This is a genomic window from Streptomyces inusitatus (assembly GCF_014651115.1).
GTDB classification, from domain to species: domain Bacteria; phylum Actinomycetota; class Actinomycetes; order Streptomycetales; family Streptomycetaceae; genus Streptomyces; species Streptomyces amakusaensis.
This window is the reverse complement of record NZ_BMWG01000019.1, coordinates 88,845-109,362: the sequence shown is the minus strand read 5'-3', so window position 1 is coordinate 109,362 and position 20,518 is coordinate 88,845. Positions and strand designations below refer to the sequence as shown.

Annotated in this window: 14 protein-coding genes and 4 pseudogenes; 8 read left to right on the top strand and 10 right to left on the bottom strand. The window is 66.8% G+C overall.

Annotated features, from left to right (window positions below; translation table 11 throughout):
- Positions 1-478: 478 nt before the first annotated feature.
- Together IE247_RS24860 and IE247_RS24855 are read right to left on the bottom strand one after the other, a co-directional pair.
- Entirely contained in the window at positions 479-1,597 is a 1,119-nt protein-coding gene (locus IE247_RS24860; RefSeq protein ID WP_190125488.1) for a fatty acid desaturase family protein, read from the bottom strand.
- A 9-nt stretch (positions 1,598-1,606) separates the two neighbouring features.
- The gene (locus IE247_RS24855) at positions 1,607-2,662 is read right to left on the bottom strand and encodes a ferredoxin reductase (RefSeq protein ID WP_190125487.1); all 1,056 of its coding nucleotides are present in this window, start codon (positions 2,660-2,662) and stop codon (positions 1,607-1,609) included.
- Positions 2,663-2,748: 86 nt separating this feature from the next.
- On the opposite strand from IE247_RS24855, the gene IE247_RS24850 reads away from it, so the two are divergent.
- Positions 2,749-3,888, top strand: a complete 1,140-nt coding sequence (locus tag IE247_RS24850) for a PucR family transcriptional regulator (RefSeq protein WP_190125486.1) — start codon at positions 2,749-2,751, stop codon at positions 3,886-3,888.
- A 671-nt stretch (positions 3,889-4,559) separates the two neighbouring features.
- A complete protein-coding gene (locus IE247_RS24845) occupies positions 4,560-5,369 on the top strand; it encodes an aminoglycoside phosphotransferase (RefSeq protein WP_190125525.1) in 810 nt (269 codons plus the stop codon).
- Positions 5,370-5,461: 92 nt separating this feature from the next.
- Here IE247_RS24845 and IE247_RS24840 read toward each other — a convergent pair.
- Positions 5,462-5,783: pseudogene (locus IE247_RS24840) on the bottom strand (transposase); the annotation flags it as partial.
- A gap of 581 nt (positions 5,784-6,364) precedes the next feature.
- Between IE247_RS24840 and IE247_RS24835 the strand changes: the two are divergent.
- Complete coding sequence (locus IE247_RS24835) at positions 6,365-7,582, top strand: hypothetical protein (protein ID WP_229869337.1); 1,218 nt, start codon at positions 6,365-6,367, stop codon at positions 7,580-7,582.
- A gap of 426 nt (positions 7,583-8,008) precedes the next feature.
- Here IE247_RS24835 and IE247_RS24830 read toward each other — a convergent pair whose 3' ends face one another.
- On the bottom strand, positions 8,009-9,751 hold the full coding sequence (locus tag IE247_RS24830) for a sialidase family protein (RefSeq protein WP_229869336.1): 1,743 nt from the start codon (positions 9,749-9,751) through the stop codon (positions 8,009-8,011).
- A 463-nt stretch (positions 9,752-10,214) separates the two neighbouring features.
- The gene (locus tag IE247_RS24825) at positions 10,215-10,733 is read right to left on the bottom strand and encodes a ricin-type beta-trefoil lectin domain protein (protein WP_190125484.1); all 519 of its coding nucleotides are present in this window, start codon (positions 10,731-10,733) and stop codon (positions 10,215-10,217) included.
- Positions 10,734-11,047: 314 nt separating this feature from the next.
- Between IE247_RS24825 and IE247_RS24820 the strand changes: the two genes are divergently transcribed.
- The 3 genes from IE247_RS24820 (at position 11,048) to IE247_RS24810 (ending at position 14,591) form a co-directional block, all read left to right on the top strand.
- Positions 11,048-12,301, top strand: coding sequence for an exo-alpha-sialidase (locus IE247_RS24820; RefSeq protein ID WP_190125483.1), 1,254 nt, complete (start codon positions 11,048-11,050; stop codon positions 12,299-12,301).
- A gap of 190 nt (positions 12,302-12,491) precedes the next feature.
- The gene (locus IE247_RS24815) at positions 12,492-13,859 is read left to right on the top strand and encodes a hypothetical protein (protein WP_190125482.1); all 1,368 of its coding nucleotides are present in this window, start codon (positions 12,492-12,494) and stop codon (positions 13,857-13,859) included.
- A gap of 351 nt (positions 13,860-14,210) precedes the next feature.
- Entirely contained in the window at positions 14,211-14,591 is a 381-nt protein-coding gene (locus tag IE247_RS24810) for a site-specific integrase (protein ID WP_190125481.1), read from the top strand.
- Positions 14,592-15,088: 497 nt separating this feature from the next.
- Here IE247_RS24810 and cas2e read toward each other — a convergent pair.
- From cas2e to IE247_RS35060, 3 genes and pseudogenes are all read right to left on the bottom strand, one after another.
- A pseudogene (cas2e, locus tag IE247_RS34515) lies at positions 15,089-15,283 on the bottom strand (type I-E CRISPR-associated endoribonuclease Cas2e); the annotation flags it as partial.
- Positions 15,280-15,526 (bottom strand): annotated as a pseudogene (locus IE247_RS34510) (type I-E CRISPR-associated endonuclease Cas1e); the annotation flags it as partial. The pseudogenes IE247_RS34510 and cas2e, both read right to left, overlap by 4 nt.
- Before the next feature lie 242 nt (positions 15,527-15,768).
- The gene (locus tag IE247_RS35060) at positions 15,769-16,002 is read right to left on the bottom strand and encodes a hypothetical protein (RefSeq protein ID WP_190125479.1); all 234 of its coding nucleotides are present in this window, start codon (positions 16,000-16,002) and stop codon (positions 15,769-15,771) included.
- Positions 16,003-17,156: 1,154 nt separating this feature from the next.
- Between IE247_RS35060 and IE247_RS24795 the strand changes: the two genes are divergently transcribed.
- Both IE247_RS24795 and IE247_RS35055 read left to right on the top strand, forming a co-directional pair.
- A complete protein-coding gene (locus IE247_RS24795; protein WP_190125478.1) occupies positions 17,157-18,395 on the top strand; it encodes a phospholipase D-like domain-containing protein in 1,239 nt (412 codons plus the stop codon).
- Positions 18,396-19,085: 690 nt separating this feature from the next.
- Positions 19,086-19,187: pseudogene (locus IE247_RS35055) on the top strand (IS481 family transposase); the annotation flags it as partial.
- Positions 19,188-19,191: 4 nt separating this feature from the next.
- Here IE247_RS35055 and IE247_RS24790 read toward each other — a convergent pair.
- Positions 19,192-19,764 (bottom strand): RICIN domain-containing protein, encoded by a 573-nt coding sequence (locus IE247_RS24790; RefSeq protein ID WP_190125477.1) that lies wholly within the window; start codon positions 19,762-19,764, stop codon positions 19,192-19,194.
- A gap of 539 nt (positions 19,765-20,303) precedes the next feature.
- The gene (locus tag IE247_RS24785) at positions 20,304-20,513 is read right to left on the bottom strand and encodes a hypothetical protein (RefSeq protein WP_190125476.1); all 210 of its coding nucleotides are present in this window, start codon (positions 20,511-20,513) and stop codon (positions 20,304-20,306) included.
- Positions 20,514-20,518: the final 5 nt, after the last annotated feature.

Genomic DNA, 20,518 nt, shown 5'->3' with positions numbered 1-20,518 from the left:
CGGAGGCGGTGGTGGGGCCGGAACACGTGCTGCCGTGGCCGGACCCACACCTTCACCCACGCCTTCGCCACCGTCACACCCGCGCTGATCCACCCCGGCGCCGTATACCCGGAGCCACGGGTACTGCGCCGGGCCCTGTACTCATGGGCGTTCAACAAGAAGGCGTGGGACCGGGAGCCGACCGAAGAGTGGCGCAAGGCACTGGACCGGATCGCGCGACCAGTCGCTCGATGACATCGGGGACCAGCCCTCCCCACCACGTGGGGTTTCCGGTAAAACTGGTGAACTGCCGTTCACGTGGTTGGCCATCGGGAGAGGCCGGCCCGTACGCCCGCCCGGCAGCAGCGCAGCCCGACGCCGGGCTGCCCGGATCTCGTGTCGTACGGTCCGATGCCGCTGCCGCCCACCGTCCGCAACGGATCTCACCGAACCCGGTGGCGCCGCCGGTCCGGCCGCGAGATCCGAATCAGTAACGGGATCAGGCCGCGACAAGCTTCTGCTCGTGGTCAGGTGTCTTGACCTTGGGCTTCTTGTTCGGCAGCGAGAGCCGGAAGACCTTGCGCCACGCGGAGAACACCTGCTTGGGCAGCGGCCCGGTGACGTATTCCAGCTCGTACTTCTCGAACAGTGCGCGCACCTTCACCGCGACCTCGGCGTACCGGTTGCTCGGCAGGTCCGGGAACAGGTGGTGCTCGATCTGGTGCGACAGGTTGCCGCTCATGAAGTGCATGGCCCTGCTGCCGCTGATGTTCGCCGAGCCCATCATCTGGCGCAGGTACCACTGGCCGCGCGTCTCGCCCTTGATCGACCGGCGCTCGAAGACCTGCACGCCCTCGGGGAAGTGCCCGCACATGATCACCGAGTGGGTCCAGAGGTTGCGGACCAGGTTCGCGGTGAAGGTGGCGGCGAGCGTGGTGAGGAACGACGGGCCCGACAGCAGCGGGTGGATCACGTAGTCCTTGAGCACCTGCTTACGGATCTTGCGACCCACGGCCCTGGCCCGCGCGCGGAACTCCGGGTTCTTGCGGCGGCGCTTGTGCAGGTTCTTGCCGAGCTCCAGGTCGTACGCGGCGATGCCGTACTCGAAGAAGCAGGCGTTGATGAAGTTCCACAGCGGCTGACCGAGATGGAACGGGTGCCACCGCTGGTCCTCGTCGACGCGCATGATGCCGTAGCCGAGGTCGTTGTCCTTGCCGATCACGTTGGTGTACGTGTGGTGCAGCTCGTTGTGCGAGTGCTTCCACTGATCGGCCGGGGAGACGTGGTCCCACTCCCAGGTGGTGGAGTGGATCTTCGGGTCCCGCATCCAGTCCCACTGGCCGTGCAGGACGTTGTGGCCGATCTCCATGTTGTCCATGATCTTCGCCACGGACAGACCGGCGGTGCCGATCAGCCACGCGGGCGGGAAGATCGAGAACAGCAGTACGCCCCGGCTGGCCAGCTCAAGCTTGCGCTGCACCGAGATGACCTTGCGGATGTAGGCGGCGTCCTTCTCGCCGCGGTCGGCGAGCACCTCGTCACGGATCGCGTCCAGCTCGCGGCCGAGCTCCTCGATCTGCTCCGAGGTCAGGTGGGCGGTGGGGTCGATGGCGGTCACGGTGTGTTCCTACCGTTCGATGTCGCAGGGGCCCGCCGCGGCGGACACACAGGTCTGGATGAGGACGCCCGGCTCGGCCTCGGTGATCTCGCCGGTGCGCAGGTCGCGGACGGCGCCCGCCTTGAGCGGCGTGACGCAGCCGAAGCAGATGCCCATGCGGCACCCGGAGGGCATGAGCACGCCGGCCTCCTCGCCGACGTCCAGCAACGGCATGGCGCCGTCCGCGGCGGCGGTCCTGCCGGTGGTGCTGAACGTGACCTCGCCACCGTCTCCGGTGACAACGATGCCGGGGCGGAAGCGTTCGGTGTGCAGGCGCTCTGGTACGCCGTGCTCGGCCCAGTGGTCTTCGGCGGCGTCGAGCAGGCCCGCGGGCCCGCAGGCCCAGGTCTCGCGCTCGGCCCAGTCGGGCACGAGTTCGTCGAGACGGGCGATGTCGAGCATGCCGTCGGTGTCGGTGTGCACCTCGGTGAGACGCAGCTTCCTTTCCGCTACCAGGCCGTGCAGATCGTTCCGGAAGATCACGTCTTGCGGCCGCGGCGCGCAGTGGACCATGACGACGTCGTCGAACTCGGTGTCGCGCAGCATGCCCATGACCGGCGTGATGCCGCTGCCGGCCGTCAGGTAGAGCACCTTGGCGGGCTTGGCCTCCGGCAGCACGAAGTCACCGGTCGCCTGGTCGAGCTGGATCAGCGTGCCCGGTTTCGCCCCGCGGACCAGATGGTTGCTGACCCTGCCGCCCGGGATCGCCTTCACGGTGATCGTGACGCGGCCGTCCCGGCGGTCTGTCGGCGAGGTGATGGAGTAGGCACGCCACAGACGCACCCCGTCGACGTCGATCCCGATCCGTACATATTGCCCGGCCTTGTGGCCACGCCAGCCCCGTCCCGGCCTGATCACGATGGTCGCGGCGTCACCCGTCTCGGGACGCACGGCCTCGATGCGCCCACGCAGGTCGGCACCCGCACGCAGCGGACTGACCAGGTCGAGGTAGTCCGACGGCAGCAGCGGCGTCGTGACCATCTCCAGCAGTTTCCACGCCCTACTGCGGAGGGCTGCACTCGTCATGACTCCAGCTTGATACGCCTCAGGGCGTAAAGTCCTACCCGTAGGGCGTGAATCTGGTCGGCTTAATTGTTCGCAGGGAATAAAACATGGGGCATGTAATCCGGAGGGCCACCGAGCCGGCCCTGGACGAGACGACGGTCACCGCGCTTCGGGCCGCGCTGAAGAGCACCGCCGACGAGGTCGTCCAGGCGATCATCGACGAGGTCCCTCCCTACGCCAACGCCCTGTCGGGCCGCATGGGCGGCACCATCCGCCGATCCGTCCGCACTGCCCTGGGACACTATCTGGACCTCGCGAGCGGGAACGCCACGGGCGGTGACGCCGGTGACGCAGCCTACGAGCTGGGCCGCGGCGAAGTGCGCGACGGCCGTTCGATGGACGCCCTCCTCAGCGCCTACCGTGTCGGCGCCCGCGTGGCCTGGCGTTGCCTGGCAGCGGGTGCCGTGCCCGCAGGTCTGCCCGCTGCCGAGGTCGCCAAGTTCGCCGAGCTGACCTTCGCCTACATCGACGAGCTCTCCGCCGCGAGTGCCGCGGGCCACGCCGACGAACTGGCCGCCCGGGGCCGGGCCCACGAGCTCCACCTGGAACACCTGGCCCACGACCTCCTCGCCGGCGCGAGCCCGGACGTGCTGCTGGCCTCTGCTCAACGGGCAGGGTGGCAGCCTCCGGTTTCACTGACCGCGGTCCTGCTGCCCGCCGCCCAGGCCCGGCCCGCCTACCGCGCGCTCGACCCGACCACCCTCGTACTCGACGATCTGCCGGACGCCACCGGTGTGCTGCTCGTCCCTGATGCCGACCGATCACATCTCTTGAGCCGGCTGGCCGACCGCACCGCCGTGGTCGGCCCGGCCCGACCATGGATTCGAGCGTCCGCCTCGTACGCACGAGCCGTACGCGCGCGCTCCCTCTCCTCCGATGTCCGCGACACCGAGGACCACCTGCCCGAGCTGGTGCTGAGCGCCGACGCGGACGCGTTCGCAGACCTGCGTGCCCGAGCTCTCGCACCATTGCGGACCTTGCCTGTCGCGACGGCACAGCGGCTGGAGGAGACGTTGCGGGCGTGGCTGCTGCACCAGGGCAGACGGGACGAGGTGGCGGCGGCGTTGTTCGTCCATCCCCAGACAGTCCGATACCGGATGTCGCAGCTACGGGAGCTGTTTCCGGACCTCGCATCGCCGCACCGGGTCCTTGAACTGACACTGGCGGTCGGTCTTCGGGGCAGCTGACCCGTACTTCGACCGTCCACGGCCGCGTCCCTGAGCGATCCGGGAATCGTGCCCCGTTCTCGGTGCCGCCAGCCGGCTCATGAGGCCCGGGGAAGAGCGGTCTCTGGCGTCCCACCAGCCCACCGGCGACACCCCCCCACGGCCGCACCGCCATCCTCATCACCCACCGCCTCGGCTCCACCCGCCACGCCGACCGGATCGCAGGTCGCGGTGCCAGGCGGTGCCCTGAGCCGGGCCCGGCGCGGCGGTCGTGTCTGTTGGTCGTCCTCGCGGAGTTCCGCAGCGCGGCCGTGATCGCTTTCCTGTACGCAGCGGGCTCCGGTCCGGCCAAGAGGTCCTTGGCCCGGAGAGGCTGGTCCCACCGTCGGCCGGTGATCCGGCCAGCACCTGACCGGAATCGGACGCGATGAGGCAAAGTCGACCGTTTCGCCGTGCCCTGGTGCCACGCTGCTCGTCATGACGATCGTCGAAGCGAAGAAGCCGCCCCGGGGGCCCGTGACGCCTAAGCCCGCCGGACGTCCGCCAGGACCCGTTACGCCGGACAAAAACCCTCCCTTCCCTCCGAGCCCACCCGTACCGCCCGCAGCCGGGAACTGAGGGTGACGTCCGGGCGCATCGGCTGGGCGCAGCTTCCCGAGGCGGTGGTGGCCGAAGTGGGTGAGCGTCTCGGTATGTCGTTCACCGCCCGCGACACCGAGCACTCGGCCGCGGCCGGGATCGCTTCCCTGCTGGACCTCGAATCGGGGGCGCTCGTCTTCGTCAAGGGGCAGCGCGAGCGTGCCCCCGTACCCGCTGACGGTGCAGGCCTTGAGGAGGACGACTCATGGTGGGGGCCCGGCTGGTCGCCCGTGGACGAGCTGGACCTGGAGGAGGCGGTGAACCCCCATCTGCCCCCGAGCGCGCCACGGATCCTGTGGCGCCTGGACGGCCACGGCTGGCATCTCCTGGCTTTCGAGGGGGTTGCGGGCCGGGACGCGGACTTCGTTCCCGGCTCGCCGGACCTCGCGCCGGTCGCCGCGGCACTGGCCGAACTGGCGCCCCTGCCCGCGCCGCCCGAGGTGCGGCTGCCCACCGCCTGGGACCGGTGGGGCTACTACTGCGCCGACGCCGACCGGGAACTGCTCACCGGCTCACAGTTGTTGCACACAGATCCGGCCTCGACCAACGTCCTGGTGGAGGACGGCGGCCGGGCCCGCCTGGTTGACTGGTCATGGGCCACGGCCGGCCCGGCGTGGATCGACATGGCGCTGTGGGGGATGCGCCTGGTCTCCACGGGCGGGCACTCCCCGGAGCAGGCGTGGCAGTGGGCGGCCCGGGTACCGGGCTGGACGACGGCCGACCCGAAGGCCGTGGCCGTGCTCACGCGGGCCGAGGCACGGCGCTGGCACGACCTCGCCGCCGAGCACAGGGCCACGGCCGACTCGATCGCCCAGTCCGCCGACGAGTGGGCCGCCTTCATCGCCACCCGCCACAGAACCTGACCCGCCCCCGCCCTCAGCAGGCGGGATGAAGACTGGGCACTGGCTCGCGCTCGGCATCAATCCCGGCGAGGTCGTCGACTGGAACCACCAGGTCAGGGACGGACTCGGGCGACTTCATGTTCCCCTTCCTCGGCTTCGACGCGATGGAGGTGTGGAACGGACTGTGGAGGACTCGGCGTTCGTCCGATGAGGCCGCATGCCAGTTCGGGCAGGCCCTGATGGAGGTCGGCGCGGCGTTCGTAGCGGACCCGGAGTCGTTTGAACTGGTGCAGCCAGGCGAGGGTCCGTTCCACCACCCAACGGACTTTGCCGAGCCCTGAGTCCGTGGGTGACGCCGCGTCGGGCGATCAGCGGCTTGATGCCGCGCTTCCACAGCGAGCGACGGTACTTGCCGAAGTCGTAGCCCCGGTCGGCTCGTGCATTGCGAGCCTGTCCGAATTAGACAGTTCCGGCTGCGATGATTCCTGGCATCATTTCGTACTGCACTTCGTGTCCGATAGGTTTCCGCAGCCATATACAGGCCACGGGACCGTAATCGTGGAACGCGGGCGGCTGCGGGTCAGCACGGCAACGCCTCCTGCCGGACGGGATCCTCACCAAGAACGTGACCCGGCCGGCGAAGGCTGATGCCGCCTCTGCCTCACGGCGAGCGCCTACGGCGGCATCATCTGGTCGACGCCGAGGATCACGACGTCACAGCTCACCCCGAACGCCACATGCCACCATCGGTGAATCGACGGAGAATCATGGAAGAGCGAATTCGGGCCTCTGCCCGGGAAACACGATTACCCTCCCGGAATTGCGGCACGCATGGCCTGGCGGAATCACTCCGATGCGGTCGGATGCAGGTGGACAACATCGGCTCAGTGTGCAGGACTCACGCCCGTCGTGCCGCGTCCGCGGTACTGTTGACGCTGGCCATGCTGGTCAGTTGCCTCGCCTTGGCACCGCCCGCGATGGCTGCTACCGTCCTCGCCCGGATCAGCCCCTCCACGGTGAGCACGTTCAAGCTCAACACGGTTCACACTCCGGATGTCACGGGCGACACCAGCACGGACATCTGGGAGAGATATCAGACGGGTATCCAGAGAGCTGAAGCGGGCGGCGCGGTGACGAAAGTCTCGGCTCTTTCCGTGGCCGAAAGTGCGCAGCATATCGGCCGACCGCTCTTGTGCCATGCGACGAGGCTCAACACCCGTTACATACCGGACGGCTTCTGCTGGGATGAGGGAGACGACCGGAGCAGCAACTACAACAACACAGGAACAGATCCCGGTGGCTGGGTTCCCCAGGGTTTGACGGCCAGTCACGACAGTGACAACGCCGACGGAACCATCAATGGCCGCCATGTGTATCTGGCCTCCTGGTACCGGGGGAAGAACGGTTCACAGAACGAGTTCGCGCGCGTCTCCTTCGTGAAGAACACCGGAAGCAGCACTGCGTACGGACACGTCCTGCTGGTTGAGCCCACCCTCGACGGATCCTTCACCGCCGTGACCAGGACTCACACGGACGGCATGGTCTGGTACGGAAACAGGCTCTTCGTGGCGAATGGAGGGGAGCTTCAAGTCTATGACATGAGGCATATATGGCGAATGGGATCCAGTTCGGAACGGGTTGGTGTAGCCAACGGCGTTTCATCCGCCCGGTGGCATGCGTGGGCCATGCCCATGATCGGCCGCTACTGGACAGGCGATCGGCAGAATCCCCGCGGCTGTCAGGCGGCCACGGGATCCTGGGTCTGCCTCGGCTCCCTGAGCCTGGACCGGACGGGCAAGGACGTTCTCGTCTCAGGTGAGTACCGTTCCCCGGCGGCCGGTGCGGGTGGCCGCGTCATCCGGTGGCCTCTCAACAGTTCCACGGCACTGCCCGAGTCCGGCAGCGGCGCCGGAATCGCCACGAGTACCGCGGAGGAGGGTTACACGACACCGGTATGGGCCATGCAGGGGGTTGCCACCGACGGCACTTACTACTACATGAGCGGGCAATGCCCACCCGGATGGAACGGGGACGTGCCCCCAGACCACGAGGATGCGTTCAGCTGCATTCACCGCGCCAGAAAGGAGGAGGCACCCCACGTATTCACCATGGCACCACGAATGACCCAGAACCTCTCGTATTCCCGTTTCTCAGGGCGCCTGTGGGGTCTGAACGAGAAGATAAACACCGCTGAAGGCGATCGCGTAGTGTTCTCCATAGATGTCGCCCCATGAGTCCAGCCACGAAGAACCACCGGCCGTCGGACTCACCGCCGACGCTCACCCCCACTACCCGCCGGACGGGACATGCGACGCTCCGGTGAACCGTTTCTCGCCCTGCCTCGCGCCAGCGGGGACTGTCCGCCGAGGCCGGAACCGGTGCCGCGTACCTATGTGGCACCGGCAGTCGAGCCGGAGGTGCAGAATCCAGCCCTCCGTTTCCGGGTGGAAAGCGACCGTGGTGACATGCGGGCATGGCCGCGCGTGTCACCGTTGAGGGTTTCGGCGGGGTAAGTGGGGACCGCTGGGGCGGTGGGAGTGAGAGCCGCCCATGGGGTGACATGGGTGGGTGCCGGATGATGTGCGGGAGTGTCTGCGGTGGTGAAGGAGTGCGGGGCGACAACGTGGCGGTCCCGGGCCCTGCTGGTCCGTGTCCGGTGCTCACCACAAGGTGGTGAATCCCAGGCGGACGCGTTCTTCCTCGACGGCTACGTCGGTGGCGCCGTCGCGGACCCGGGCGTACTCCGCCGGAGTGAGGGCACGGCCGTAGATCCGTATGTCGTCCAGGCCGCCCCGGAACAGCTGCTCGTAGTCCGGGCGTGCTCCCAGATGGATGGTGAAGGCCCCGGGCGGGGTGATGTCCCCCGCGGGAGCGGCGGCGGTGTGGACCGTGCCGCCGTCCACGGACAGACGCAGTCGCCCGCCCTGGCGCTGGAAGACCACGTGGTGCCAGGCGTCGTCGTTGTAGGACGAGGGGGTCTCCACGGAGGCGGACGCGGTGCCGGTGTCGATGGCGGCGCGGACGGTTCCACTGCTCGGCTCGGCCCTCAGCCAGAACTGCCGGGCGCCCGCGCCCTGGCCGTATCCCCAGACGATGGGCTGTGGTCCGCTGGTCCCGGTGTGGCGGAACCAGGCGGTGACGGTGAAGTCGCCACCGCCCAGGCGCAGCGAAGGGGCGCAGTTGACGAGGCGGAGGTAGTCGTCCCGGCCGTCGAGTTCGATGGCCCGGCCGGAGCCGCGGCTGCCCAGGACCGCTCCGCCGTGGACGACGGCGTGGTTGCGGTTCCCGGTGCTGTCGGAGGTGCGCGGGAGGCGCAGTTCCTCGCGTTCCGCATCCATTTGGGTCTCGGTGAAGGAGGTGAAGCGGACGGTGCCGTGCGGGGTGTTGGACGCTGTCTCGTAGGCCAGGCCGATGGCGCCGGAGGGGAGCAGGGTGAGGTCGGAGTAGCCGGCCCGTCCGGGTTCGACGACAGTACCGGCGCTCTGCCAGGTCCGGCCTTCGTCGAAGGAGGAGCGGATGGCCAGGGTGCGGCGGTCCTCCACGGTGTGGGCGCCCGGGCGGGAGGGGGCGGACAGGAGCAGGCGGGGCCGGTTCGGGCCGGAGGAGGGCATGCGCAGCAGGGAGCCGAAGACGGGGGGCGTTTCCAGGGAGGGTACGGAGATGAACGGGGTGGCGAAGGTATGACCGGCGTCCACACTGGTCGCCGTCATCCGGTGGTCGTCGGTGCCGCAGGTGGCCGAGCTGCGGGCGTTCACGTACAGGGAGCCGTCCGCTCGTTCCGCCACGGCGAGTTCCGAGGGGTGGGCGGAGGTCCTGGGGACGCGGTGGACGGCTCCGAGCGTCCAGTTCTGTCCGCCGTCGTCGCTGTAGTACAGCTGTCCGCCGCCCTGGGCATCCTCGGTCGTATGATCGCCCGGAATCACGAGTCGGCCACGGTTCGGGCCGGCGGCGAGCTGGAGACCGTGGCCGGGGCCGGTGGAGACCCAGGACCAGCCCGCTGGCTTGAGATGGTTCAGCGGGCCCCTCGCCGTCCAGGTCACCCCGTCGTCCGTGCTGCTCAGCGCGTGCAGAGAGCGCGGGCCCCGTACGCGGGTTCCGTCCGACCCGAGGCTCCACGCGCCGGAAGCGTGCAGCAGGGAGATCCGGCCGGTCGCCGCGTCGACGACGGGTGCGGGGTTCCCGTGGGCCAGAGTGTCGGCCGCGCCGCTCAGTTTCTTCAGTGGCCCCCAGGTCCGGCCTCCGTCGAGCGAGCGTTTCATGACGATGTCGATGTGCCCGATGTCGCCGCAGTCGTCGACACGGCCCTCCGCGAAGACGAGCAGCGCACCGGACACGGTGGTGATCAGCGCGGGTATCCGGAAGCAGGCGTAGCCCTCGGTGTGGTGGGTGAAAGGCGTGGACACCGCTCCCGGAAGGATGGCCCTTCCTCCGCGTTCTTGTGGTCGCGTACCTTCGGCCGCCTGGGAGACCGGGGCCGCGTACAGCCCAGGCGAGGACAGCAGGAGGGCCAGGAGGAGCAGTGCGGTGAGAACCGGGCTGCGGCGTCGTACCGGACGAGAAAGCACGGTGTCTCCATCGAGGGGTCGTCGGCGAGGGCTGTCGTTCCCGGAAGTGCGCACCGGTGTGTCCCCGGGAGGAAGCCACGGCCAGGAGCCCAGGGGATCTGGTGCCGGTGAGCCCGGAACAGGCACGACGCGCCGAAGACCTCGCAGCCACGCTCGGCATCACCGGCAAGAATCGGCTGCACGGCTTCTTCGTTCAAAAGCGACAACCCGGGTACCTCCGCCCTGGACGGAGGCCCTTTGCCGCAGTGCCTCGTTCGCCGACGCGCATGAGCTCACCAGCAGACTGTCCGGCCTCTGAGGATCAGGAATGAGCCGAGGCCCACCAGTAGTGAGCCTCGTAGGGGATGCCGTGCCTGTCCTTGTCGGTGACCATGTCCGAGCTGTAGACGGAGGAGTATCCGGGAGATATCCGCAGGCTGTTGCTACCGAACGCCACGGCGCTGAAGAGGACTTGAGGCATATCGTTGTCCCAGTACTGCCCGACCTTGCCACCGCACGAACTCAGCCAGATCGCGTTGCGGTCCGATTTGTCGTCAGTGGTGAGACACAAGCCTCGCGTCCGGCTCTTCAGTTGGTGCTGGCCATACGAGTTGGCGGGGCCGACCCAGTCCCAGTCCTGTGCGTGCCAGCCCTGGCATGTGTCAGTGAAGACTTTGGTGGAGTCGGCCGAGGCCGTCAGGCAGGCGAAATTGTACTTGCTCTGGTACGTCCAGTAGGTGGGGGCGGCCGAGGCTGAGGTCGCAGGGCCGGCAACGACGATGAGGAGAGTTGCGAGTCCAGCGACGACGGTTCGTAGAGCCCTTAATCGATGGTGCTTCACATGCACTCCATTCCAGCGTGTCTGACAGTCAGTCATTAGGATTGACGAGTGGTCTCGGCGCGCAAGGTCGCAGAGGTATGACTTGAGGCACGTACCCCGTGGGTTGTGGCGAGGCCGAAGAGGCGCTAGGGAAGCCAGGGCCTGGCCGGTTCCAGCGCAAGAACCACACTCCGGACAAAGGTTCCACAAATGAGCCATTGGCGCGCAGTGTGGTATCCACTGGTTTGAGGGCGTGTTCCACTGTCCGTTCACGCGATGTTCCGGTCTGATTCGTCGAAAGAGCCTTGTGCCTGTACAGGCAGAAGAGGAACGACATGACCTTCATGCGTTCGGCCATCCGGTTCATGCTGGCAGTCAGCGTTGCCCTGACCGTGGTGACGGGGCCCGCCGGTTCGGATTCCGCGGCGGCGGACGACCCCGCGAAGACGGCTGTGCCTTACCACAGGGAGTTCGCCCTGTTCCGCAGCGCCAACATGTCGTCGCCCGACAAACTCGCCTCCGGAGTCGGCTTCCACTCGTTCCGGATACCGGCCGTGGTCACGACGGGAAGCGGCAGAGTGCTCGCGTTCGCAGAGGGGCGGCGACACGACAACCGGGACTTCGGTGACATCAACCTCGTGTACAAGCGCACCCGGACCACATCGGACCATGGTGCCGACCCGGGCGACTGGGAGCCCCTCAGGGAGGTCACGGGGGCGGGGAACGGGACATGGGGCAATCCCACACCCGTCGTGGACGGCGGCACCGTCCATCTGTTCATGTCCTGGAACGCCGGTGACCGAAGCCAGCACGGCAACGACCTTCTGCCGGACGGAACCTTCACCAAGAAGGTCGACTCGACCGACGAGGGACGACGCCGTCTCTACCTCACGACGAGCACCGACGACGGCGCCACCTGGTCCACCCCGCGGAACATGACATCGCAACTCACCCCGAACGGATGGTCGTGGGATGCCGTGGGTCCCGGCAACGGCATCCGTATGCGCTCCGGTGAACTAGTGGTGCCGGCGCAGGGCCGGAACCTCGTCGGCCGGGGCCCCACTGGCAACCGGACCTGGTCCTACCAGTCACTCGCCGGTGCGGGCAGTGAAGGAACGATCACCCAGACCCCCGATGGCGGCCTCTACCGCAACGACCGGCCGGCCGGCACGGGTACCCACCGGCTGGTCGCCCGCGGCACACTCGACGGCTTCGCACCGTTCAGCGCCGACACCGCTCTGCCCGATCCGAGGTGTCAGGGCTCCGTACTCTCCTACAATCTCGACTCACCCGCCCGCACCGTCTTCCTGAACTCGGCCTCGGTGAACAGCCGGAGAGCGATGCGGGTACGCATCAGCTACGACGCGGACGCCCGGACTTTCGGTCCGAGCCGCAGCCTTGGCGACGCTCCGGCTGCCGGAGTCGGTTACGAGGGTGGCTACTCCAGCATGGCCAAGACCGCTGACTACCGGATCGGCGCGCTCGTCGAAACCGACTTCTTCAACGACGGGACCGGGCCTCACTCGTACCGCGCCATCCTGTGGCGACGGTTCAACCTGTCGTGGATCCTCAACGGCCCCGGCAACTGAAAGGCCCGGCGGAGCTGGAGGCATTCCGTGTGAGGGCGGATCCCGGCTGAGAGCGGACCAGGAAGCCGGTGTGTCGCAGTTCTTCGACTCCCTGGCCGAAGCCGGGTCAGCCGTGTCTTCCATGAATCGTACTGTATTCGCAATAGTGTTCATATTGGACCACTGGTGGGCGAGAGGCGAGGCGGGGACCATGAGAGGGATCAGCCGGCGGGGTGCGATCCGCGGCGGAGCGGTGGCCGGGGTGGCCGCCGCGTTATCCGGGGGCGGGCACTGGGCCGCGCGGGCTGCCGCGACAGGCGTGAATCCGTCCGTGCCGGGCGAGGCGGCCCACGCACGCAGGCTGCGCAAGGCGCTGGACGACGCGGCGGCCGGGATCGCGGGCCCGGACGGTGTCGACAGCGCGGGGCGGATCATCGTGAAGGCCGGGTACGCGGGCGTACCGACCTACACACTCCTCGACACCCTCGTCATCGGAGGCAATACCTTCCTGGACGCGACGGGCGCCCGCTTCGTCGCCAGGTTCGGGACGGTCAGCCGGAAGTACAAGCTGGACGAGACGAACGACCATTCGCCCACGCCCGTGTACCAGGTCGACGGGCAGCGGATGTTCACGGCGCCCGCCGTCAGCGGCGCCAAGGCCGCCACGATGCTGATCAACCATGTGCCCGCCGCGACCACCAGGGGATACGCCGCCCCCGGCAACATCAGGATCAGGGGCGGCGAGTGGGACCCCATCTCCGCGTACGTGTGGCAGGACACGGGGGCCGCGCGCGCCCGCGCCGACAAGGCTCCGCCGATGAACGCCCTCACCTTCATCCACACCCAGGACATCGAGATCGAGGGTGTCACGGTCTACAACGTCAAGTGGTGGCACGCGGTCGAGCTCAACGCCGTGCGGCGGGCAGTGGTCCAGGACTCCTTCTTCATGGGCTGGGTCGAGAACCCGACCGCGGGGCTCTGGCAGGGCGAGGCCGTCCAGCTCGACCTGCCGAGCGCGAACAACACCTGGGCGGGTGCGGCCGACGGCACACCGACAGTGGATGTGCGGGTGCTGCGCAACCACGTGGCAGCCTCCGGCTCCCAGCCCTCCTGGGCCAAACTGATCGGCTCGCACACCGGCGGCGAGAAGGCCGGTCAGGTGCACGCCCGCGTGCTGATCGAGGGCAACGTGGTGGACGACGCCAAGTGGGACGCCATCGGCCCCATGAACACCACCGCCCTGGTCATCCGGGGGAACACGGTCAACAGGGGATGCGGCGGCATCTACGTCAGCCCGATGACGGCGAAGGCACCGGGTCAGCCGCCGGTATCCGTCGCCGCGAACTCCCTGAACGGAGTGGAGATCACCAGCAACACGGTGACGGTGGCGCGCAGCGCGGCAGGCGTCACCCGTCACGCGGTGCGGATCAACTCGGTGAGCGAGGGCGGGTTCGACTCAAAGGTGACCAACACCGTGGTCACCGGCAACACCGCCAGCGGCGACAGCGTCAACGGCAAGCGCTACTCCTACGGCCCGCTGGTGGAGTTCCGCCCCGGAGTCCCACCGCAGAACGACTGAGCCCGACTGGGGCGGCCCCCGCCACGGGACACCGGCCCATCATCACCCGCGACCCCATCAGGCCCCGGGACTGTCGCCCTGCTTGACGGCCAGTTCGCCCCGTAGGGCGGACCCCGGATACGGAGGCCCTTACGGTCGCGCTCCGCCCGTACCGGACACGGGAACCGACCTCTCGCAACGGAGCTGCGCATTCTCACGAACATAGGCTACGCCGTAGGCCAGAAGGTCTTTCAGTCCTCGGTGCCTGCGGTCACGTACGAGCCGGCACACGGCGAGGGTGGTGATACCCGCCTCCGCCGCTGGTCAGCCTGGTGCTCTGACCAGCACGCTTAACCATCGGCCCCTGTGCTCATGGGATTCAGCAAGAAGGCCTGGAAAGCCGAGCCGGGGGAGGAGCGGCAGGAGGCACTGGCCTGGTTGGAGCGGAACTCTCTGCCCGTGAGCGAGCTGAAGGACCCCGACACCCTTCGCCGCGTGCTGGACGCCCTGTGCCACAAACTCGACGGAACGGCCGCTGCGGCCAAAACCGTGAAACGCAAGAAGGCGGCGGTCAACGAGGTCTTCGGTGTGGCCGTTGAACGCGGATACTTCACCCGCAACCCACTCAACGGGCTCCGATGGACAGCACCGGAAGTGGCGGACGAGGTCGACCCGGACTGCGTCCCCAACCCCAAGTCATCCACCTCCGCAAAGCCCAGTGCCGCCTCCCGGCCGCAGGATGGGGCCTGCTGAACCTCAAGGGCGGCGTCGTCACCGCCGGAAAGGAATGGGCGGACAACGGCTCCGTCCGCGAAATCCACTCCCTCAAACGACGTGCCGCCAAAGCCACCCGACCCGTACCCATCCCACTCATACTCGTCCGCATCTTCCGCAACGCCAAAGGCGACTACATCGACGCCTCCGCCTACGGCAGCACCTGGAACCGGGCCCACGAAGCCGCCCTCACTCTGGACGAACACGCCCTCGAACTCGCCAAACGACCCTACGATCTCCGCCGCGCCGGGCAGAGATCCAAGTCCTCTTCCGTCACTACGAAGTGGGATTCAGGTGAGAGAAACCGGAAGTAACACTAAATTTCGACTCACCGCGTAGAAACGCATTACGAAGGGCCCCTGGTAGGGAAACCCCCTGGCCAGGCGCCCATTTTCTGTGTCTAGAAGAAGCCCAGCTTCTTCGGCGAATACGACACGAGCAAGTTGTTGTCTGCTGGTGGTACATGATCTGCATCTCCCTGACCAGTTGTTGGTCTGGTGGACCAGAAGGGCACGGCCTTGGTCCGCGTATTGGCGAACTTCTGCCCAGAGAGCTTCGCGTACGCGAGCCGATGGGGCGCCCACGAAAACGCTGGCGGAGATCTCCAGGAGCCAGCGGGTGAGAGAGCCACGCAGTCCGGAGGGGAAGTTGGCGAGGATGATGACGGTCACCAGATCGACTCGTCGCCGTAGTTGCGGCCGCTTGGGACGTGCGTGTCGCTGTCACGACTGCAAGGTCATCCGGTCCTGTCCCTCTGCCGTTTTGCGAGCACCGTCGTAAGGAAGAAGGTGCTTGATGTCACGCACGCACCGGTCGAGCAGTCCCGTTTCGTTGATGCGGTCTCACAGAGCCCGGCGGGTGCGGGATGCGATGTCTTGCTCACCCTCGGCGGCGGCGTCGAACGCCGCCGGAATCTGGCACCGCCGTTCAGCCTCCGTTCCCAGAACACCTTGTCACGCCACGCACCGTCGGCGTAGAAGTGTTCGTGGGCGATGCCCCAGGAACGGAATCCGTGCTTGCGCAGAATCGCCTGGGAGGCGGCGTTCTTCTGTTGGGTGTGCGCCTCCAGGCGGTGCGGGCCGGACGCGCGAAGCCCCTGCCATGAGCGCCATCGTCGTCGAGGTGTTTGCGGGCCCTTCGCTGCGCCCCGCGGACCTCACGCACCTGCGCCGGTTCGCCTGACCGGTGTGTCCTCGATGGGGCCCGGTGTTCCGGTGCAGCAGAGTGAACTTCTGCCGGAACGACTCCGCGTCCGGTTGCGGTGATTCATCGGCTGCTCGTAGGTGAAGGTGAAGAACCGGTATCCCGGATATGGCTCCTCCTTGATCAGCCGCAACCCTGGTATCGCCACGATCCGGTCTTTGATGTCGGCCCCGCCGACACCTTCCAAGATGCCTCCGCCTCCGGGTTCGCCGTCCCCCGCCGGACGGCTCCGGCTGCCGTCGCCGTGCCCGGCAGAAGGGCGAATGAGGCGACGCTAGTAAGCGTCCTGCGCATGCGTTCTCCGTCACGTTGCTGATTGCTGTGAGCCCACAGACAGGTACCAGCGGGGCCAACGTCCCGTGCCGCCTGCCCTTGCCGGTGGTCGGCCGGCCGATGGGTGTACAGAAGTACAGACGTCCTGCCCAGCAGATGAGTTGAGCCCTACGGCCACCCACCGGCCCCCGGTCCGTCCCGCCGGACCGGGCCCCGAGGACCTCGGGAGGCCGGCCCTCGGGCCGAGTTCTTCGAACGGCGCCGGCTGCCAGAGCGGGGGCGGACCGCCGAGGGACCGCCCCGGGAGAGGGCCGGGACCACATACGGCTTGCCTGTCGGTCAGATGGAGGAACGGGCGACGGCCATAACTGTTGCGCGTTGCTCGTCCTGGTACTGCAGCAGATTGGCGCCGCGCAGCTCACCCAGTTTGTCCTCCCACCCGTCGCCGGGCGGGCCGAGCACGGGATGGACCCTGCCCACCGCCCCAGCTCGGTGGGCAGGGAGACACCGTCGTCTATCCGACAGCGAAAGGCCGGCGACACCCGACCGTCCGGCCTCTCCCGTACGGGGGCGTCAGGCGCAGGGCAGACGGCCGGAGGTGGGCCAGTCGATGCACATCCCGGCGGATCAGCTCGGTGAAGCTGTCGACCTGGCACGTGGGCGGCTGGTCCTGGGTGAAGATGCCGCCAACACACCCACTCAAAACGCCGTCTGCGTTCTCCGTCTTAATGGTCAGGGTCTGCAATATAATGATCACAGCCTACTCGGCGAAGTACCCGCTCTGGGCCTTTAGCCGCATCTCTCCGAAGGCGATGCCGAGCGGTTCCCGGCCCCTTTGATCCTCCGCGCCCACGCCGGCCACCAGGGCTGACCACCCTCTCAATCGAACGACATCTTCATGCTCCGCAACCACTCCCCAAGATCTGCGCCCGAACCGAAGATCCAGAAATATTGTCCGCATTTTATCTGTACTTCACCTCTGTACTCGGAAACCATCTCCAGGCAACCTCCGATCGGCTAGGCAGCAGAGGAGCAGCCATGTCGCGAGTGCGTACTGCCATATCAGCCTTGTCCTTGTCGATCATTGCGGCCACTCTCACGACGCCCGATTCCGTAGCAGTGACCTCAAGCGCGAGGACCGTCGCGAGCGCTGCGACACCGGTAGCACCCTCAGAGGTACGGAATCACACGTGGTTCAACGCCAAGCCCGCGACGATCGAGGACCAGAAGAAAATGCACGACGGCGTCGTGCGGCATGTGAGCCGGGTAATCAACGCCGCCTCACCAGGGGCAACTCTTTCTCTCACCCTTTACTTCTTCAACCGCCAGGAGATCGTCGGGGCTCTCCAAACGGCCGCTGCCCGCGGAGTGCGTATCCAGATTGTCGTCGATGGCGATATGGTCGGAAACAGTTGGCATCAGGCCCTCAAAGCGATTCCCTCGGTCAAGATCGTCGAGTGCGATCCAAGGAGTTCTGGCGACAGTCCAGTCAGGGGTTGCATGAGCAACAGGATCAATTCAGCACCGCTCGACAAGCGGCCGATCAATCACAATAAGTTCATGACCGTATCCAGCGTTGAGCTGACAGGAGGCGCAACCGCGAAGAACGTACTCTATGTCTCTTCCGCCAATCTCGACTACTACGGAGCATACGAAAGCGCGCTAACCATCAGTCATGCTGGTCTCTATCGGGACTATCTCAGATATTTCAACGACCTCATGCGGCACGGTGAGAGCGGGAGAGTCAACAACAATTACGGAAGAACTTTCACGGCTGGTGCGCATCGGGTGTACACGTTCCCCCGAAGAGAGGCTACTGGAGGGCCACGGAGCGCAAGCAACGATCCAATCTCAACTCTCCTCAGAAATACCACGTGCGGCTCCTCAGGGGAGACGCGAATCGAATTGGCCAACTTCAGGATTCAGCGGCGAGCCGTGGTGAGGGAACTCATTGCCGCGCGTGAGCGGGGCTGCAGGGTCAGGGTCGTCACCGGTGAGAACGGGTTCGCGGCGCTGAAGGATCTCGCCCGCGCTGTTCCCGTTCGCCACTGCGGCCACACGGCCGCAGGCGGCGTGACGATGCATGAAAAATTTATGATCGTTCGCAGAGGCTCTCAATCGACGTTGTATGCGGGCAGCCAGAACCTCACTTATAGGGGGTTGCGCCAGAACGACGAGGCCATCCTCGCCTTGCGCAACCATGTGGTCGCCGACCCCTACCAGGGACGGTTCAACTGGCTGTACAGGGAATGCAAACCCATAGAGTTCCCTGCCTCGACCACGAACCTCGACGAGGACACCGACTGAGCCAAGCGGCGAGAACATGACCGTCAATCCATCCCGAGCCCAATGATGTCGCGCCGGGCAACGCCAAATCCCTGGAGTCCGGCCGGTTCGTCGGTCTGGTCTTCACGAGTACGTGTACCCCGACCAAGCCGCGGACGTCTGCCGCCGCGAGGACCTGGCGGACTTGGTCGCCTCCGACACCCCCGCCTCGGCCTCGAACAGAGCACCGCCCGGCTACGGGTGCGCCGGGCGGATTTTACTGGCTGCTTTGTGGGTGTTCGCCTCGCGCGTTGGGTTCGCTCCCCGCAGTCGGTCGAGGTCCGCTTCGACACCAGCCGGGCCGGCAGCGTCGACGTCGCCCTCCACGCCACCGCGTCCGCCGACGCGATCGTCCCCGCCCACCACCGCCCCTCTACCCCGCCCGGGCAGCAGCCTGAGCCCGCAGGTACCCGTCCACCGCTACAACGTTCCGCCCGCCGCGGCCCCAGCTCTGGAGGAAAGCGGCCAGGGCGCGGCGCTGTTCTTCCTGAGGACGACGGCGGGGAGCCTGGCAGCTAGGTCAAGGCGAGCCATCGTGGGCCGCCGCTCTTGCCCTCGGTCGACATCAAGAAACTCGGCAACCTCCCCGACGACGGCGGCCACAAGGCGTGGGCCGCCCAGCGGGCCGCAAGAACCGCTCCGGGGCCGGCTACAGCTACATCCACACCGCCGCCGAGACCACTCCCGCCCTGCAATCACCACCGCGGACACACCGCCCTCGCAGGCGAATCACCCGCCGGCCGCGTCCTCAACCTCACAGGGCAATACATCTAGTTCCTCAAACAGCTACCCGCCACCACTGATCGGCATAGCCGCCGTAGTTTGCCTGGATGAGCTGATTGTTAGCGCTCCCTCCCTGAACAGTGAGTGCGAGATCTGTTCCCCTCTTGAGGAAGTACCAGAGCGTCTCGCCGTTGGTGTGCCGGAAGGAATGAGCCTCCCAGATCTGGTCTGCATAGCCTGCATTGCATTCCGACTGAACCGCCTTGTTACCCCAGGTCGAACCACGCACCACAATGCATTTACCACTGTTCCTGTTCGCGATCTGATTGAGAATGCCGCCGTGATGCGGGTACGTCCAGCCTTGATCATCGTAGGCGCCGCATGGGAACTGAACAACAGGGCTGCTCTCCGCACCGCCTCGCGCGACGGCACATTGTCCGCTGTTGAAGTTCTGCAGCCGCCAGCCTGTCGCATCAGCTGGACTGACCGCCCGCCCCTCGGATAATCCACTTCCCGCCGGATAGCGCTTCGCTCCGTTCTCGGCCGAAGCTGATGAGGTGGCACCCAGCGACAGGCCGGCGATGGCTATAAAGGTTGCACAGACAGAGGTGACCCTACGGAAGATCATTCTCTTTTCCTCCATGTGGATGTCGACTGAAAATGAATTCAACCCCCATAGACGGCCCGGCGAGGAGATGGAAACCGGCCGTACTCGGCTGCGTGAGCCAAGTTGGACACCGGAGAGACTTGGATCTTGTTGGTCCAGGGAAGCGGAGTGGCCCGCCGACGGACGGCGTTCCGGCGCCCACTCCGCGCCCCCGGCCCTTGCGCGGGCAGACGGTGACGGTGTTCAGACGGAGTCGGCCGCGGCCCGGAAGGGGATTCGCGAGCTGGAGGGAGAGCGCGGCGTTCTCCGCGAGGCGGCCCGGTACAACACCCGACGCCGGCGTTTCCGTCTCGGCCAGCGGTCTTCCGATCGCCTTCGAACGCAACCTCCGCCCAACAGCGACTACCCTGACCCGAGCCGCACAGACGGGTTCAAAATCCGAAGTAAAGGCCCCAACGTGGCTGGCTCTGCGGGCAGGACATTCACGACAGCGCGCGCCCACCGCGTAATCGTGTGTCCTCTCGAACCCACGATCAGCGGTGGCCGCGCTCCTTGCCGTATCAGTCCCGCTGTCCCTCTGCGGACGCTCTCGCGCCTTGGATGATCTGCTGGACCGACCCCGCGATGACGATCAGAGCCGCCGCTGTCGCGAGACCTCTGACGAGACCGCTCTGATCACTCCGCAGGGTCGTGGCTGCCAGGACGGTCACGATCAACAGCCAGGCAATGGCCCGGGTCGGGATTCCGTCGTACCAGAGGGAAGCGTTCATCCGCT

Bases quoted from the DNA above. Each gene is read 5' to 3' on its own strand.
- IE247_RS24785 (WP_190125476.1), bottom strand. From the start codon at position 20,513: ATGAACGCTTCCCTCTGGTACGACGGAATCCCGACCCGGGCCATTGCC.
- IE247_RS24845 (WP_190125525.1), top strand. From the start codon at position 4,560: ATGTCGTTCACCGCCCGCGACACCGAGCACTCGGCCGCGGCCGGGATC.
- IE247_RS24850 (WP_190125486.1), top strand. From the start codon at position 2,749: ATGGGGCATGTAATCCGGAGGGCCACCGAGCCGGCCCTGGACGAGACG.
- IE247_RS24855 (WP_190125487.1), bottom strand. From the start codon at position 2,662: ATGACGAGTGCAGCCCTCCGCAGTAGGGCGTGGAAACTGCTGGAGATG.
- IE247_RS24790 (WP_190125477.1), bottom strand. From the start codon at position 19,764: ATGATCTTCCGTAGGGTCACCTCTGTCTGTGCAACCTTTATAGCCATC.
- IE247_RS24815 (WP_190125482.1), top strand. From the start codon at position 12,492: ATGAGAGGGATCAGCCGGCGGGGTGCGATCCGCGGCGGAGCGGTGGCC.
- IE247_RS24820 (WP_190125483.1), top strand. From the start codon at position 11,048: ATGACCTTCATGCGTTCGGCCATCCGGTTCATGCTGGCAGTCAGCGTT.
- IE247_RS24810 (WP_190125481.1), top strand. From the start codon at position 14,211: ATGGGATTCAGCAAGAAGGCCTGGAAAGCCGAGCCGGGGGAGGAGCGG.